15 protein-coding genes are annotated in these 15,405 nt (G+C 58.3%); 13 read left to right on the top strand and 2 right to left on the bottom strand.

Translation table 11 applies throughout. The annotated features are described in order from the left end of the window. From AC07W5_RS00315 to AC07W5_RS00300, 4 genes are all read left to right on the top strand, one after another. Window positions 1–1,785: a GMC family oxidoreductase gene (locus tag AC07W5_RS00315; RefSeq protein ID WP_494991111.1), complete on the top strand. Its 1,785-nt coding sequence runs from the start codon at window positions 1–3 to the stop codon at window positions 1,783–1,785. Window positions 1,786–1,797: 12 nt separating this feature from the next. Then, the gene (locus tag AC07W5_RS00310) at window positions 1,798–3,105 is read left to right on the top strand and encodes a c-type cytochrome (RefSeq protein ID WP_495022594.1); all 1,308 of its coding nucleotides are present in this window, start codon (window positions 1,798–1,800) and stop codon (window positions 3,103–3,105) included. Window positions 3,106–3,249: 144 nt separating this feature from the next. Beyond that, window positions 3,250–4,308, top strand: coding sequence for a PA0069 family radical SAM protein (locus tag AC07W5_RS00305; RefSeq protein WP_495010539.1), 1,059 nt, complete (start codon window positions 3,250–3,252; stop codon window positions 4,306–4,308). A gap of 240 nt (window positions 4,309–4,548) precedes the next feature. Continuing rightward, complete coding sequence (locus tag AC07W5_RS00300) at window positions 4,549–5,280, top strand: carbonic anhydrase (RefSeq protein ID WP_494991114.1); 732 nt, start codon at window positions 4,549–4,551, stop codon at window positions 5,278–5,280. 308 nt (window positions 5,281–5,588) lie between these two features. On the opposite strand, the gene AC07W5_RS00295 is transcribed toward AC07W5_RS00300, so the two are convergent. Continuing rightward, window positions 5,589–6,239, bottom strand: a complete 651-nt coding sequence (locus AC07W5_RS00295; RefSeq protein ID WP_494991115.1) for a hypothetical protein — start codon at window positions 6,237–6,239, stop codon at window positions 5,589–5,591. 371 nt (window positions 6,240–6,610) lie between these two features. Between AC07W5_RS00295 and coxB the strand changes: the two genes are divergently transcribed. The 4 genes from coxB to AC07W5_RS00275 all read left to right on the top strand — a co-directional run bounded on the left by coxB (window position 6,611) and on the right by AC07W5_RS00275 (window position 10,938). Then, window positions 6,611–7,738, top strand: coding sequence for a cytochrome c oxidase subunit II (gene coxB, locus AC07W5_RS00290; protein ID WP_494991116.1), 1,128 nt, complete (start codon window positions 6,611–6,613; stop codon window positions 7,736–7,738). Window positions 7,739–7,820: 82 nt separating this feature from the next. Continuing rightward, on the top strand, window positions 7,821–9,416 hold the full coding sequence (ctaD, locus tag AC07W5_RS00285) for a cytochrome c oxidase subunit I (protein WP_494991117.1): 1,596 nt from the start codon (window positions 7,821–7,823) through the stop codon (window positions 9,414–9,416). A 27-nt stretch (window positions 9,417–9,443) separates the two neighbouring features. After that, window positions 9,444–9,995: a cytochrome c oxidase assembly protein gene (locus AC07W5_RS00280; protein WP_494991118.1), complete on the top strand. Its 552-nt coding sequence runs from the start codon at window positions 9,444–9,446 to the stop codon at window positions 9,993–9,995. Between the two features lie 55 nt (window positions 9,996–10,050). Continuing rightward, window positions 10,051–10,938 carry a cytochrome c oxidase subunit 3 gene (locus tag AC07W5_RS00275; protein WP_494991119.1) on the top strand — a complete coding sequence of 296 codons (888 nt, stop codon included), beginning with the start codon at window positions 10,051–10,053 and terminating at the stop codon, window positions 10,936–10,938. A gap of 17 nt (window positions 10,939–10,955) precedes the next feature. Here AC07W5_RS00275 and AC07W5_RS00270 read toward each other — a convergent pair whose 3' ends face one another. Beyond that, entirely contained in the window at window positions 10,956–11,159 is a 204-nt protein-coding gene (locus AC07W5_RS00270) for a twin transmembrane helix small protein (RefSeq protein ID WP_494991120.1), read from the bottom strand. Window positions 11,160–11,229: 70 nt separating this feature from the next. Here AC07W5_RS00270 and AC07W5_RS00265 point away from each other — a divergent pair, with 70 nt between their 5' ends. Genes AC07W5_RS00265 through AC07W5_RS00245 form a run of 5 tightly spaced genes read left to right on the top strand, consistent with a single transcriptional unit; the run spans window position 11,230 to window position 15,153 of the window. Beyond that, window positions 11,230–11,970: an SURF1 family protein gene (locus tag AC07W5_RS00265; protein WP_495022593.1), complete on the top strand. Its 741-nt coding sequence runs from the start codon at window positions 11,230–11,232 to the stop codon at window positions 11,968–11,970. Then, entirely contained in the window at window positions 11,936–12,544 is a 609-nt protein-coding gene (locus AC07W5_RS00260) for a PA_0111/PP_0108 family redox-active disulfide protein (RefSeq protein ID WP_495022592.1), read from the top strand. Before AC07W5_RS00265 ends, AC07W5_RS00260 begins: the two co-directional genes overlap by 35 nt. A gap of 10 nt (window positions 12,545–12,554) precedes the next feature. Beyond that, window positions 12,555–13,634 (top strand): COX15/CtaA family protein, encoded by a 1,080-nt coding sequence (locus tag AC07W5_RS00255; protein WP_494991123.1) that lies wholly within the window; start codon window positions 12,555–12,557, stop codon window positions 13,632–13,634. Further along, window positions 13,622–14,521, top strand: a complete 900-nt coding sequence (cyoE, locus tag AC07W5_RS00250) for a heme o synthase (protein ID WP_494991124.1) — start codon at window positions 13,622–13,624, stop codon at window positions 14,519–14,521. Before AC07W5_RS00255 ends, cyoE begins: the two co-directional genes overlap by 13 nt. Next, window positions 14,518–15,153 (top strand): SCO family protein, encoded by a 636-nt coding sequence (locus tag AC07W5_RS00245; protein WP_494991125.1) that lies wholly within the window; start codon window positions 14,518–14,520, stop codon window positions 15,151–15,153. The genes cyoE and AC07W5_RS00245 overlap by 4 nt, the downstream gene beginning before the upstream one ends. The last annotated feature ends 252 nt before the right edge of the window (window positions 15,154–15,405 follow it).

Here is a 15,405-nt window from a genome sequence, read left to right as displayed (position 1 = left end):
ATGGCAACTGTAATGAAGAAGGTCGACGCAGTGATCGTTGGTTTCGGCTGGACCGGCGCAATCATGGCCAAGGAGCTGACGGAAGCAGGCCTCAATGTGCTGGCGCTGGAGCGCGGGCCGATGCAGGACACCTACCCCGACGGCAACTATCCACAGGTCATCGACGAACTCACTTACAGCGTGCGTAAAAAACTCTTTCAGGACATATCGAAAGAGACCGTCACCATTCGCCATAGCGTGAATGACGTCGCCCTGCCGAATCGCCAACTCGGCGCCTTTCTGCCGGGTAATGGCGTCGGTGGCGCTGGTTTGCACTGGTCCGGCGTGCACTTTCGGGTCGACCCGATCGAGTTGCGCATGCGCAGTCATTACGAAGAGCGCTATGGCAAAAGCTTCATCCCCAAGGACATGACCATCCAGGACTTCGGTGTCAGTTACGAAGAACTGGAGCCGTTTTTCGACTATGCCGAAAAAGTCTTTGGCACTTCGGGCCAGGCCTGGACCGTGAATGGTCAGGTGGTGGGCGAAGGCAAAGGCGGCAACCCTTACGCGCCAGATCGTTCGAATCATTTCCCACTGCAATCGCAGAAGAACACCTACTCCGCGCAGTTGTTCCAGAAAGCCGCCAATGCCGTGGGTTACAAACCCTACAACTTGCCATCCGCCAATACCTCGGGGCCATACACCAACCCTTACGGTGCGCAGATGGGCCCCTGCAACTTCTGTGGTTTTTGCAGCGGCTACGTCTGCTACATGTATTCCAAAGCCTCGCCGAACGTGAACATCCTGCCAGCGCTCAAGCCGCTGCCGAACTTCGAGTTGCGGCCTAACTCCCACGTGCTCAAGGTCAATCTCGACAGCACCAGGACCAAGGCTACCGGCGTCACCTATATCGACGCCCAGGGCCGGGAGATTGAGCAGCCAGCGGATCTGGTAATCCTGGGTGCGTTCCAGCTCCACAACGTACGGTTGATGCTGCTTTCCGGCATTGGCAAGCCTTATGACCCGATCAGCGGCGAAGGCGTGGTGGGCAAGAATTTCGCGTATCAGAACCTGGCCACCATCAAGGCCTACTTCGACAAGGATGTGCACACCAACAACTTCATTGGCGCTGGCGGCAATGGTGTGGCGGTGGATGATTTCAATGCCGACAATTTCGACCATGGCCCCCACGGTTTCGTCGGCGGTTCGCCGATGTGGGTCAACCAGGCCGGTAGTCGGCCGATTGCCGGGACCTCCAACCCACCGGGCACTCCGGCCTGGGGCAGTGCCTGGAAACGAGCGACAGCCGATTACTACACCCATCAGGTGTCGATGGATGCCCACGGTGCGCATCAGTCCTACCGTGGCAACTACCTCGATCTCGATCCGGTGTACCGCGATGCCTACGGCCTACCGCTGCTGCGGATGACCTTCGACTGGCAAGAAAACGACATCAAGATGAATCGCTTCATGGTCGGGAAGATGAGCAAGATCGCCGAAGCGATGAATCCCAAGGCCATCGCCCTGCTTGGCAAGAAAGTCGGCGAACACTTCAACACCGCGGCCTACCAGACCACTCATCTCAATGGTGGCGCGATCATGGGCACCAATCCGAAAACCAGTGCGCTCAATCGCTACCTCCAGAGCTGGGACGTGCATAACGTCTTTGTTCCCGGCGCATCGGCTTTCCCGCAAGGTTTGGGTTACAACCCCACCGGTCTGGTGGCTGCGTTGACTTACTGGTCGGCCCGAGCGATCCGTGAGCAATACCTGAAGAACCCCGGCCCGCTGGTTCAGGCTTAAGGAGCGATGACCATGAAAGCACTCGTTATCGCGACCTTTACGCTGTTGAGCAGCCTGTCGGCATTGGCTGCTGAAGTTGATCAACAAGCGCTGATCAGTCAGGGCCAATACCTGGCTCGCGCCGGAGACTGTGTGGCCTGCCACACCGCCAAGGGTGGCAAACCCTTTGCGGGCGGGCTGGCGATGGAAACGCCGATCGGCACCATTTACTCCACTAACATCACGCCGGACAAAACCGGCATTGGCGAATACAGCTTCGAAGACTTCGACAAGGCCGTGCGCCACGGCGTCGCGAAAAGCGGTAGTACACTTTACCCGGCCATGCCATACCCATCCTATGCGCGCGTCAGCGAAGCGGATATGCAGGCGCTATATGCCTACTTCATGAAGGGCGTTGCACCAGTGGTTCGGGACAATAAAGACAGCGACATTCCCTGGCCGTTGAGCATGCGTTGGCCATTGGCGATGTGGCGCGGGATGTTCGCGCCGAGCGTCAAGGACTATCAGGCCGTCGCAGGTGAAGACCCTGTGGTCAGCCGTGGTGCGTACCTGGTGGACGGTCTCGGCCATTGCGGTGCCTGCCATACGCCGCGAGCCCTGACCATGCAGGAAAAAGCCTTGAGCGCCAATGAAGGCCGTGAGTTTCTCTCGGGCAGCGCGCCACTGGAAGGCTGGATTGCGAAGAGCCTGAGGGGTGACCACAAGGACGGTCTCGGCAGTTGGAGCGAAGAGCAGCTGGTGCAGTTTCTCAAGACCGGCCGCAGTGATCGCAGTGCAGTGTTCGGTGGCATGAGCGATGTGGTGCTCCACAGCATGCAGTACATGACGAATGATGACCTCACCGCGATCGCTCGTTACCTCAAGTCACTGCCATCCAATGACCCCAACGACCAGCCGCACCCCTACGACAAGCAGGTCGCCCAGGCATTGTGGAAAGGTGACGACAGCAAACCCGGGGCGTCGGTCTACATCGATAACTGCGCTGCCTGCCACCGTACTGACGGTCACGGTTACACGCGAGTATTCCCGGCGTTGGCGGGCAATCCGGTGTTGCAGTCAGATGACCCAACCTCGTTGATTCATATTGTTCTGAAGGGCGGCACCTTGCCCGCTACCCACACGGCGCCTTCGACCTTCACCATGCCCGCGTTTGCCTGGCGGTTGTCCGATCAGGAGGTGGCCGATGTGGTCAACTTTATTCGCAGTAGTTGGGGCAACAAGGAGGCCGAAGTTAAGCCCGGTGAAGTAGCCGCCTTGCGCAAAGATGAGATGAAAACCATGTCGGGGGACAATGTAGGGCAAATAACAAAAAATAATTAATGTTTGTTTGATGGCTGTCACTTGAACCTGTGCGGCGACGCGCCGCACAGGTTTACTCTGAAACACCGCTGAAGTGCCGAATGGTACTGGCCAGAACTCTGACGCTCTAATACTGTATGTGTATACAGCTTAGAGGCCCGTTCGATGTTCACTCCCCTGCCTCCTCGCGGACGCGGCACCGCGACCAATCCGCACAACCGCTTCGCGCCGAACCGCTCGGTCGCCGAGGACGACGGCTGGTATCAGGAAGCGCCGATGACGCAAGGCACCGAGGTGCGCATCGAGACGGCGAAAACCATCATCACTCGCAACAACTCGCCAGACTTGCCCTTCGATCGTTCGATCAATCCCTATCGTGGCTGCGAGCACGGCTGTATTTACTGCTATGCACGGCCCAGTCATGCCTATTGGGACTTGTCGCCAGGGCTGGATTTCGAGACCAAGCTGATTGCCAAGACCAACGCCGCCGCTGTGCTGGAGCAGCAGCTTTCCAAGCGCGGTTATAAGTGCGCGCCCATCAATCTTGGGTCCAATACTGATCCTTATCAGCCAATCGAGCGCGAGCACAAAATCACTCGGCGAACCCTGGAAGTGCTGCTGCGATACCGCCATCCGGTGACTATCATCACCAAAGGCTCATTGATTCTTCGTGATCTGGACCTGCTCGTCGAGCTGGCGCAACAACGGTTGGTGGCGGTGATGATCAGCCTGACCACGCTCGATGATGAGCTCAAACGCATCCTCGAACCGCGAGCTGCTGCACCAAAGGCCAGGTTGCGGGCGATCAAGGTCATGCGTGAAGCGGGTATTACGGTAGGCGTGCTGTGCTCACCGATGATTCCGATGATCAACGACAGCGAACTGGAAAGTCTGCTTGGCGAAGCCCACGCCGCTGGCGCACAAAGCGCGGCCTACATGATGCTGCGCCTGCCGCTGGAGGTCGCGCCGCTGTTCGAGGAGTGGCTGGCCGCCCACTACCCGCAGCGTGCAGCCCATGTGCTGAGCCTGATTCGCCAGAGCCGAGGCGGTGAGCTGTACGACAGCCGTTATGGAGCGCGAATGCGCGGCGAAGGACCGTTTGCCGATCTTCTGGCGCAACGGTTTGCCAAAGCCATCAAGCGTCTGGGGCTCAATCGAGGGGAGGGATTCAATCTCGATTGCGAGGCTTTTTGTCCGCCGGGCGGCCAGATGTCATTGCTTTGAGAGGAATTGGCCTATCGTTGAATAGTGCCAATAATAGTGAGGCAGCTGGTACTCTGGTCACGTTTTTCCATGAGCGAAAGTGGCGGACTAGAGCGTTTGATTCAGTTCGAGTCAAGTTTTGGCGGTTACCGTATTCATATAGTGACTGATTGGTCACGATCATTGAGCTGAGTGTTTTTTAGCCAGGCACTGACCCTGTGCTGCTGAAAAATTCCCTTAATCCGTCAAAGAGGATGAATCATGCGTGACAAGGATAAACAGCCGTTGGCTGCGTCGGCTTCAGCCCTTGCGGAGGCTGAAAGCGCCGATGCAGCGCTGCAGCATATCGTTGACGGCTTTCTGCACTTCCATCACGAGATCTTCCCGCAACAGGAAGAACTCTTCAAAAAACTCGCCACAGCCCAACGGCCAAGGGCGATGTTCATCGCGTGTGCCGATTCGCGCATCGTCCCGGAATTGATTACCCAAAGCGCTCCGGGCGACCTGTTCGTGACCCGCAACGTGGGCAACGTGGTGCCGCCTTATGGCCAAATGAATGGTGGTGTCTCCACGGCCATCGAATATGCGGTACTGGCGCTCGGCGTGCAGCACATCATCATTTGCGGACACTCGGATTGTGGAGCGATGCGCGCGGTGCTCAACCCGCAAAGCCTGGAAAAAATGCCCACCGTCAAAGCCTGGCTGCTCCATGCGGAGGTGGCCAAGACAATGGTTCAGGACAACTGCGATTGTGCGGACGAAAACGAAAGCATGCAGGTGCTGACCCAGGAAAACGTCATCGCCCAATTGCAGCATTTGCGCACTCACCCTTCGGTGGCGTCGCGCATGGCTAGCGGTCACCTGTTTATCCATGGTTGGGTTTACAGCATCGAAACCAGTGAAATCAAAGCCTACGACGCGGACCAGGGCTGTTTCCTGCCTCTGGATGGCAGCCATCCGATTCCCGTTGCGACGCCCAAAGCGCGCTTCTAATCTGCTACCCCTGTGTGGTTTGGCTGCGGACGACAGTTGGCATGGGTTCAGCCGGAGTTTGAACCCAAGGCTGTTGCCCAGGGCAAGATCGCAGCCGAGGCAACTCACCGACCGCGAGGCGGGCACAAAACCCGTAGCAGTTGCCGAAGGCTACGTTCGGCTGCGAAGCGGTCGCAATACAGCAACCGCCTACTTACAGAAAGAATGAAAGCGCTGGATTTACGGCTGCTTCGCAGCCGCACGTAGCCTGACGGCAACTGCTACGAGAGCAGGATGTGCCTGAAATTGCTTAATTGGTCAGCTCCTGCTCAAACAGCCGGCGTATCCAGCTCCAGCTCTACGCCCAGTTGGCGCGACAGGCACGGCCAGCGTTTCCACGCAGCTCCAGTGTCCGGGCTGTTGAGTTTTTCGCGGTAAGCCTCGACGGATTCCAGCGCGAAGCTCTCTTCATTGAGCATTTCGTCTACGGCGTGGTGCACGGCCTCATCCAGTTGGTTGGCGAATGTTTCGCCGATCAGCTGGTGGGCAATCAGGTTGGCGACAGTCATATCCAGAGGGATCAATGGCTGACCGAAATGCTTGATGTAGAGATCGTTGACCTCTTCGACCAGTCGATGAGCCAGATAGGCTTCGTCCAGCAGGCTATCAAGGCCTTCATGGCCGGCCATGATTGCCGGTGGCTGGATGAAGAACTGTTCGGCGATTTTCAGAACCGGTTTGATCTGGTCTTCGATACCCGCTTCACGCGCCACTTCGTTGGCCGCGTCGAGCAGGTCCGGGACTTGTTCTATATAAGCTGTGACAAAACGGGTCAAAACGCCCTTGGCGTCGGCATCGGACAGTTGGATGGCCGGATGAAGGTGCGGCAATTGAGTTTCCAGCTGACGCGTCAAATGGCCGGTCTGGGCCTCATGTTGATGGGCACGTTGGATCTGCTCGCGCAATGCGGCGGTGTTCATGAAAACTCCAGGGAACAAGGCAATGAAATAGGGAAGACATAAGTTAGCTTGCGTGCAAAAACTGCTAAGACGCATTTGTCATAATTATTTCATGGTTATGCGCTAGCGCTATATCGATTTGCCACCATTCGTCAGGTATCCCTCTCCATCCGTGGTCTCTGGCACAAGGCCGGCGTGTCTCAGTTGATTTACGCCATCGCGTTGCGAGGTCGAAGTCGCTGTCTATACTCGGGTCTGTATGAAGTTAGCTGATAACGCCCGGCTGCAGGTGCAGCCAAGGCGTGGCGGTTTAAGTTCGTAGTCTAGGCAGCCACTCCCTTGGCCGCAGGTGAAAGCCGGCGGGATAAAAAGAACGATAAGGGGAACCCGCGATGATGCGACATCCACAAGTCTGGATGGGCCTTGTGTTGTGGTCGATATTCAGCCAGGCGCAAGCCGCCTGGACCGTGAATATGGCGCCAGGGGCTACTGAGGTGAGTCACGCGGTATTCGACCTGCACATGACCATTTTCTGGATCTGTGTGGTGATTGGCATCATCGTCTTCGGTGCCATGTTCTGGTCGATGATCGTCCACCGTCGCTCCACCGGCCAGGTAGCTGCCAAATTTCATGAAAGTACGACGGTCGAGATCCTCTGGACTGTGGTTCCGTTCGTGATTCTGGTGGCAATGGCCGTTCCCGCGACCATAACCATGATCAAAATGTACGACACCAGTGAGCCGGATGTGGACATCCAAGTCACCGGCTATCAGTGGAAATGGCATTACAAATACCTCGGGCAGGACGTTGAGTTCTTCAGCAACCTGGCCACCCCCGCCGAACAGATTCATAACCTGGCCACCAAAGGCGAACACTATCTGCTGGAAGTCGATCAGCCGCTGGTGTTGCCGGTTGGCGCCAAGGTGCGGTTTCTGGTGACCGCTGCCGACGTCATCCACTCCTGGTGGGTGCCGGCGTTCGCGGTCAAGCGCGATGCGATTCCGGGGTTCGTCAACGAAGCCTGGACCCGGGTCGACAAGCCCGGTATCTACCGTGGCCAGTGTTCGGAGTTGTGCGGCAAGGACCACGGTTTCATGCCGGTTGTGGTCGAGGTCAAGAGCAAGGCTGATTACGACACCTGGCTGGCTGACCGCAAAGCCGAGAGCTCCAGGCTTAAAGAGCTGACCAGCAAAGAGTGGACGCTCGACGAACTGGTGGCTCGCGGCGACAAGGTCTATCACACCACTTGCGTCGCTTGTCACCAGGCTGAAGGCCAGGGCCTGCCGCCAATGTTTCCGGCGCTCAAGGACTCGCCGATTGCTACCGGACCAAAAGAAGATCACCTGCACCGCGTCTACTTCGGCAAGCCCGGCACCGCTATGGCGGCGTTCGGCAAACAGCTTTCGGAAGTCGATATCGCTGCTGTCGTGACCTACGAGCGCAACGCCTGGGGCAACAAGAAAGGCGACATGGTGACACCTAAGGATGTTCTGGCTCTGAAACAGGCGCAAAGCCAATGACCCAGTCTATTGCGTGCTTCAGGAACCGCTTGGGGCTTGTCGCCCCGGATCGTCCAGCCCACCCGTTTGCAGGAGACAGGACATGAATGCTGTGAGCGATGACCACGGTCATGCAATCGTTGATGCCCACGCCCACGGTCCCGCCAAGGGCCTGATGCGCTGGGTGCTGACCACCAACCACAAAGACATCGGGACGCTGTACCTGTGGTTCAGCTTCAGCATGTTCCTGCTCGGCGGCTCGTTCGCCATGGTGATCCGTGCCGAGTTGTTCCAGCCGGGGCTGCAAATCGTCCAGCCAGAGTTCTTCAACCAGATGACCACCATGCACGGTCTGGTCATGGTCTTCGGTGCGGTGATGCCAGCGTTCGTCGGCCTCGCCAACTGGATGATCCCGTTGATGATCGGCGCGCCGGACATGGCCCTGCCACGGATGAACAACTTCAGTTTCTGGCTGTTGCCGGCTGCTTTCCTGTTGTTGGTGTCGACCCTGTTCATGCCCGGTGGCGGGCCGAACTTCGGCTGGACCTTCTACGCACCTTTGTCCACGACCTACGCGCCGGAAAGCGTGACTTTCTTCATCTTCGCCATTCACCTGATGGGCATCAGCTCGATCATGGGCGCTATCAACGTGATCGCCACCATCCTCAACCTGCGTGCTCCGGGCATGACGTTGATGAAAATGCCGCTGTTCGTCTGGACATGGCTGATCACCGCGTTCCTGTTGATCGCGGTGATGCCGGTGCTGGCCGGTTGCGTGACCATGATGTTGATGGACATCCACTTTGGCACCAGTTTCTTCAGTGCCGCCGGTGGTGGTGATCCGGTGCTGTTCCAGCACGTATTCTGGTTCTTCGGTCACCCCGAGGTGTACATCATGATTTTGCCGGCCTTCGGTGCCGTCAGTTCGATCATTCCGGCCTTTTCGCGCAAGCCGCTGTTTGGTTACACCTCGATGGTCTACGCCACGGCGAGTATCGCTTTTCTGTCGTTCATCGTCTGGGCACACCATATGTTCGTGGTGGGCATTCCGTTGGTGGGCGAGCTGTTCTTCATGTACGCCACGCTGCTGATCGCGGTGCCGACCGGGGTCAAGGTGTTCAACTGGGTCAGCACCATGTGGCAGGGTTCGCTGACCTTCGAGACGCCAATGCTGTTCGCGGTGGCGTTCGTGATCCTGTTCACCATCGGCGGTTTCTCCGGGCTGATGCTGGCCATCGCTCCGGCGGACTTCCAGTACCAGGACACCTACTTCGTGGTCGCGCACTTCCACTACGTGCTGGTGCCGGGGGCTATCTTCGGGATCTTCGCCTCGGCCTATTACTGGCTGCCGAAATGGACCGGGCACATGTACGACGAAACCCTGGGCAAGCTGCATTTCTGGCTGTCCTTCATCGGCATGAACATGGCGTTCTTCCCGATGCACTTCGTGGGACTTGCAGGGATGCCGCGGCGGATTCCGGATTACAACCTGCAATTCGCCGACTTCAACATGGTGTCCTCGATCGGAGCTTTTACGTTCGGTGCGACCCAGATCTTCTTCCTGTTCATCGTGATCAAGACCATTCGCGGCGGTGAGCCGGCACCGGCCAAGCCTTGGGAAGGTGCGCAGGGTCTGGAGTGGAGCATCCCGTCACCGGCGCCGTATCACACGTTTGTTACTCCGCCGGAAGTGAAATGAACGCGTTTACCTGTGAGGTCTGCGCTCATGGCTGACTCAATTTCGCTCAAACGACTGGTCACTCGACTGCTGATGGTGGTGGTAGCGATGTTTGCTTTCGGATTCGCCCTGGTGCCGATCTACGACGTGATGTGCAAGGCTTTCGGTATCAACGGCAAAACCGCCGGGCAATACGAGGGTGAGCAGGTGGTCGACACTTCGCGGCAGATCCGTGTGCAGTTTCTGTCGACCAATGCCGTGGACATGGTCTGGGGCTTCTATCCCAAGGCCGATGACATGGTGATCCATCCCGGCGCGGTGAACGAAATGCTGTTTGTCGCCTATAACCCGACCGATCACCCGATGAGTGCCCAGGCGATTCCGAGCATTTCTCCAGGCGATGTGGCGGTGTATTTCCACAAGACCGAATGCTTCTGCTTTACCCAGCAAGTGCTGCAGCCCGGTCAGCGGATCGAGATGCCGGTGCGTTTTATCGTTGACCGTGACATGCCCAGGGATGTGAAGCACCTGACGCTGGCTTACACGCTGTTTGATATCACGGCTCGTCATCCGCCGGTGGCTACCAATACCGGCGGATAAGAATCAGGGCGTGTTGACGCTCACTAACGAACGCGCCCGATAAGGAGAACAATAAATGGCAAATCATGAGCATTATTACGTTCCCGCCCAGAGCAAATGGCCGATCATTGCCACGTTTGGCATGTTGATCACCATGTTCGGTCTGGGCACCTGGTTCAACGACCTCAAGGCCGCCCGCCCGGAATCCCACGGCCCGCTGATCTTCTTCGTCGGCGGTTTGCTGCTGGCCTACATGCTATTTGGCTGGTTCGGCACGGTGATCAAGGAAAGTCGCGCGGGGTTGTACAGCCCGCAGATGGATCGCACGTTTCGCTGGGGCATGAGCTGGTTCATCTTTTCTGAAGTGATGTTCTTCATTGCCTTCTTCGGCGCTCTTTTTTACGTGCGTAACCTGTCCGGCCCATGGCTGGGTGGTGAAGGCAGCAAAGGCGTGGCACACATGCTTTGGCCGAGCTTCCAGTTCAGCTGGCCATTACTGCATACCCCCGATCCGAAACTTTTCCCGCCACCCAAAGAGACTATCAGCCCTTGGGGCTTGCCGTTGCTCAACACCGTCTTGCTGGTCAGTTCCAGCGTCACCGTGACCATCGCCCACCATGCCTTGAGGAAAGGACATCGCGGCGCGTTGAAAATCTGGCTGGCGCTGACTTTGCTGCTGGGTTGGGCCTTCCTCAGTTTTCAAGCCAAGGAGTACATCCACGCCTACCACGAGCTGGGGCTGACGCTGGGATCGGGTGTCTACGGCGCGACCTTCTTCATGCTCACCGGTTTCCACGGCGCTCACGTGACCATCGGCACGATCATCCTGTTTGTGATGCTGATGCGGGTGATGCGCGGGCATTTCAATGCTGAACATCAATTCGGCTTTGAAGCCGCCTGCTGGTACTGGCACTTCGTCGATGTGGTGTGGATTGGTTTGTTTATCTTCGTGTACGTGCTCTGAGGGCCGTTAGGCAATAGCTACCAGGGAACCCTGGAGTCCAATTGGCCGCTGAAGAAACCCCAGGCAATCAAGCCGACGGTGATGGCGGCCAGGCTGACCCGAACAGTCAGGGCAATGACCAGCCGGTTCGAGCTGCTTTCGTCCTTGACCAGAAAGAACAGACCGCTGAACAGGCTGATTATTGTGGCTATCAGCATCAGGACGATTGCCGCTTTAAGCATGGTGGGACTCCGGGGGGAACGCGATGCGAATCAGTATAGCCAGTCGATCTCTTAACTTTGCGGCGATGCCATGAAGCGTTTTCACCCCGGCATTGCACCGACGTTGGTGGTGCTTGTGTTGCTGCCTGTGCTGGTCGCTCTCGGCTTCTGGCAACTGGGCCGCGGCGAGCAAAAGCGCGTATTGCTTGCCAACTACGCCGAGCGCCGGTTGGCGGAGCCAATGCTCTTCGATCAATTGCAACGCTACGAGGATCCGGCGTTCCGTCGGGTCCGTCTGCGCGGGCAGTTCGATGCCGGGCACAGCGTTTTGCTGGATAACCGCATGCGCAATGGCAAGGTCGGGGTCGAGTTGCTGCAGCCGTTTCTCGATCAGGCCAGCGGCCTCTGGGTGTTGCTCAATCGCGGCTGGCTGCCGTGGCCGGATCGGCGTACGCCGCCGGTGTTTACTACGCCTGCGCAACCGCTGAGCCTGGAAGCCTGGGTCTACGTGGCGCCCGGCGCGACCTTTCAGCTGCATGCCGACCCTGCGGGGGCGAACTGGCCACGGCTGGTCACCGCTGTCGACCCATCGAAGCTTTGGTCGGAGTTGGGGCGTAGTGGTTTTGCCGATGAGTTACGCGAAGAAGCGGGCCCGGCGTCCTACCAGACCGATTGGCCCGTAGTGGCCATGGGGCCGGAAAAACACCTTGGATATGCCGTGCAGTGGTTCGCCATGGCGGTGGCATTGTTCGGTCTTTATCTCTATCTCGGATGGCACAACGCAAGGGAGACGCACCATGGGAGCGGCCATGAATCCACCCAACATTTCTGAGAAGTCGACGTCACACAGTCGCCGACGCGGACGTTGGCAGCTGATCCTTATCCTTCTCGGGGTGATCGGTCCGATGATCCTCGCCACAGGGATGTACAAATTGCAGTTCTGGGTTCCGGAGAGTCGCAGTTATCACGGCGAATTAATCGGCAACGGGCAGAGCCGTGCCGACCTCGGCGTCGTCGCGGATGAATCCCGTTGGCAGATGTTGGTCACCGCACCGAAGGACTGTTCCGTGGACTGCCAGCAGCTTGTGTATCTGGCCCGGCAGATTCAGGTCGGCTTGGGTCGTGATGCCTCTCGCGCCAGTCATGCGCTGGCCACTGCCCAACCGCTGGACGCCGACTATGACGCCAGGCTGCAACGTGAATACCCGCAGTTGCAGCGCTACCTGCTGGACCTGTCTACATTTACTCGAGGGCCTGGGGAAAAAGCCGCACAAAGCATTGGCGCGGCGCAACTGTGGATCATTGATCCCCACGGCAACCTGGTGCTGCGTTACGACGCTCGGATAAAGGGTAAGGACCTGCTCAACGACCTGCGCCAACTGCTGAAACTGTCGAATATCGGATGAGGGCATCGTCATGGCCAAACCTGGATTTCGCCTCGCGCTGTTTGCCACCTTGCTGGCACTGATTGTGGTGTTGCTCGGCGCTTATACCCGGCTGACTCACGCAGGGCTTGGCTGCCCGGACTGGCCCGGCTGCTACGGCTTTATCAGCGTGCCGCAAAGCGAAGCCCAACTGGCCCATGCCGAACTGCATTTTCCCGAGGCGCCGGTTGTGGCCCATAAGGGCTGGAACGAGATGGTCCATCGGTACTTCGCCGGGACGCTGGGCTTGCTGATTGTATTGCTGGCCGCCCGTGCCTGGACCCATCGCCATCATCCCGGGCATCCGTTGAAGCTGCCGCTGTTCTTGCTGGCCGTGGTGTTTGCCCAAGCGGCGTTCGGCATGTGGACGGTCACCCTCAAGCTCTGGCCGCAAGTGGTCACGGTGCATTTGCTCGGCGGCCTCGCGACCTTGAGCCTGTTGTTTCTGCTGACGCTGCGCTTGTCTGGCGTGTTGCCAGCGCTGACGGTGCCGCGACGTTTGCAGTACTGGGCGACTGCCGGGTTATTACTGGTGATCGGGCAAATTGCCCTCGGTGGCTGGGTTAGTTCTAACTATGCAGCCGTGGCCTGTATCGACTTTCCCACCTGTCATGGGCAGTGGCTACCGGCCGCCGACTTCGCCAATGGTTTTCACCTGACGCAACACATAGGTCCGAATTATCTCGGTGGCCAGTTGGACAGTGATGCCCGCACCGCGATTCATCTCACACACCGCATCGGTGCGCTGCTGGTCACATTGGTGCTGCTGGGGCTTGCCTGGCAGCTGAGGTTGGTCGGCATGACCCGAATTGCCGGGCTGGTGCTGGTGGTGTTGGCCGCACAGATCACTCTGGGTGTAAGCAATGTGCTGTTTCATCTGCCGCTGCCGGTTGCCGTCGCCCATAACGCTGGCGCAGCGGTGCTGTTACTGACAATGGTACTGGTCAATTATCACGCGCGAACCAGCCTGGTTCGGGTCAAGCAGCATGTCCCTGTGCGTTGGCGGTTCAGCCCGCGTAAACACGCAGCCGGCCCCATAACAATAAAAGGAGAGCAGCCATGGCGATTTTGATTGGCGAGCGTCACAGTCAGGCGATCTGGCGTGACTATCTGGAGCTGACCAAACCCAAGGTGGTGGTGCTGATGCTCATCACCTCACTGGTCGGGATGTTCCTCGCCACGCGCGCCGGGGTGCCGTGGACGGTGTTGGTATTCGGCAACCTGGGGATCGCGATGTGCGCGGGGGGCGCGGCGGCGGTCAATCATGTGGTGGACCGGCGGATCGATGCGGTCATGGCCCGGACCCATAAAAGGCCCTTGGCCGAAGGACGGGTTTCACCGACCGCGGCGCTGACCTTCGCTTTTGCGTTGGCGCTGGCCGGCCAGGCGTTGCTGCTGACCTTCACCAACCCGTTGACCGCCTGGCTGACGCTGGCCTCGCTGCTGGGTTATGCGGTGATCTACACCGGTTTTCTCAAACGCGCGACACCGCAGAATATTGTCATCGGTGGGTTGGCTGGCGCGGCACCACCGTTGCTCGGCTGGGTCGCCACCACCGGGCATGTGAGCGCCGAACCGCTGTTGCTGGTGCTGATCATCTTCGCCTGGACGCCGCCACACTTCTGGGCACTGGCGATTCACCGCAAAGAGGAATACGCCAAGGCTGATATCCCGATGCTGCCGGTGACCCATGGCGAGCACTACACCAAAGTCCACATCGTGCTCTACACCTTCGTCCTGCTCGCGGTCAGCCTGCTGCCGTTTGTGATCCACATGAGCGGCATGCTCTACCTGATTTGTGCCCTGGGCCTCGGCGCGAGGTTTCTGCAATGGGCCTTCGTGCTGTACCGTGGCACTCGGCCGCACGCCGCGATCAACACCTTCAAGTACTCTATTTATTACTTGTTCCTGCTGTTTATCGCGCTGCTCGTAGACCACTACTTATTGTTGATCCTATGACTCGAACTCAGAAAACTGTCTTTATTCTCGTCGCCCTGGTGGCTTTGGTCCTTGGACTTACCATCAACAAAGTACTGACCGGCAAGGGCCAGGGTGACCCGACTGCACTGATCGATGCCGGGATCATTCTGCTGCCGCAAAGCCGTAATCTTCCAGAGGTGAAGATGATCGACCAGGACGGTCAGCCAGTGACGGTCAACGAGCTGAAAGACAAATGGAGCCTGCTGTTCTTCGGCTACACCTTCTGCCCGGACATCTGCCCGACCACCCTCGCCCAGTTGCGGCAGATCAAGAGTGAGTTGCCCAAGGAGGTGGTCGGCAAGCTGCAGATCATTCTGGTCAGCGTCGACCCGGCCCGTGACAACCCCAAGCAGCTCAAACAGTATCTGGGCTACTTCGACCCGGACTTCAAAGGCCTGACCGGCGCTTCGGTGGAAGACGTGCAGAAGCTCGCCAATGCGGTCAGCATCCCATTCATCCCGGCCGATATCAGCAAACCCAACTACACCGTCGACCACAGCGGCAACCTGGCCGTGATCGGGCCGGACGGTACGCAGCGTGGCTTCATTCGTGCACCGCTGAACAACACGAAACTGGTGGCTCAGTTACCGGTGATGCTCAAGCGTCAGTAATGACAGAAACCTGTAGGAGCACGGCTTGCCGGCGATGGCAATCTTGCGGACGCCATCGCCAGCAAGCTGTGCTCCTACAGTGGAAGGGATCATAGGGGCCCGACGGGCAGGCAAAAAAACGGGGGCGCAATCAATGCGCCCCCGTTTTTTTGATCGTTCCCACGCTCTGCGTGGGAATTCCTCATTGGACGCGCTGCGTCCGCTTTGTGACGCGCAGCGTCACGGGCTGCATTCCCAAGCGGGAGCGTGGGA

The organism is Pseudomonas sp. GW821-FHT01E05 (assembly GCF_059422425.1).
The sequence above is the reverse complement of the archived record's forward strand: the minus strand, read 5'-3'. Positions and strand labels throughout refer to the sequence as shown.

What these genes read in the sequence shown, in the direction of transcription:
- AC07W5_RS00315 (WP_494991111.1), top strand. Translation starts at nt 1, where the DNA reads ATGGCAACTGTAATGAAGAAGGTCGACGCAGTGATCGTTGGTTTCGGC.
- AC07W5_RS00310 (WP_495022594.1), top strand. Translation starts at nt 1,798, where the DNA reads ATGAAAGCACTCGTTATCGCGACCTTTACGCTGTTGAGCAGCCTGTCG.
- AC07W5_RS00305 (WP_495010539.1), top strand. Translation starts at nt 3,250, where the DNA reads ATGTTCACTCCCCTGCCTCCTCGCGGACGCGGCACCGCGACCAATCCG.
- AC07W5_RS00300 (WP_494991114.1), top strand. Translation starts at nt 4,549, where the DNA reads ATGCGTGACAAGGATAAACAGCCGTTGGCTGCGTCGGCTTCAGCCCTT.
- AC07W5_RS00295 (WP_494991115.1), bottom strand. Translation starts at nt 6,239, where the DNA reads ATGAACACCGCCGCATTGCGCGAGCAGATCCAACGTGCCCATCAACAT.
- coxB (WP_494991116.1), top strand. Translation starts at nt 6,611, where the DNA reads ATGATGCGACATCCACAAGTCTGGATGGGCCTTGTGTTGTGGTCGATA.
- ctaD (WP_494991117.1), top strand. Translation starts at nt 7,821, where the DNA reads ATGAATGCTGTGAGCGATGACCACGGTCATGCAATCGTTGATGCCCAC.
- AC07W5_RS00280 (WP_494991118.1), top strand. Translation starts at nt 9,444, where the DNA reads ATGGCTGACTCAATTTCGCTCAAACGACTGGTCACTCGACTGCTGATG.
- AC07W5_RS00275 (WP_494991119.1), top strand. Translation starts at nt 10,051, where the DNA reads ATGGCAAATCATGAGCATTATTACGTTCCCGCCCAGAGCAAATGGCCG.
- AC07W5_RS00270 (WP_494991120.1), bottom strand. Translation starts at nt 11,159, where the DNA reads ATGCTTAAAGCGGCAATCGTCCTGATGCTGATAGCCACAATAATCAGC.
- AC07W5_RS00265 (WP_495022593.1), top strand. Translation starts at nt 11,230, where the DNA reads ATGAAGCGTTTTCACCCCGGCATTGCACCGACGTTGGTGGTGCTTGTG.
- AC07W5_RS00260 (WP_495022592.1), top strand. Translation starts at nt 11,936, where the DNA reads ATGGGAGCGGCCATGAATCCACCCAACATTTCTGAGAAGTCGACGTCA.
- AC07W5_RS00255 (WP_494991123.1), top strand. Translation starts at nt 12,555, where the DNA reads ATGGCCAAACCTGGATTTCGCCTCGCGCTGTTTGCCACCTTGCTGGCA.
- cyoE (WP_494991124.1), top strand. Translation starts at nt 13,622, where the DNA reads ATGGCGATTTTGATTGGCGAGCGTCACAGTCAGGCGATCTGGCGTGAC.
- AC07W5_RS00245 (WP_494991125.1), top strand. Translation starts at nt 14,518, where the DNA reads ATGACTCGAACTCAGAAAACTGTCTTTATTCTCGTCGCCCTGGTGGCT.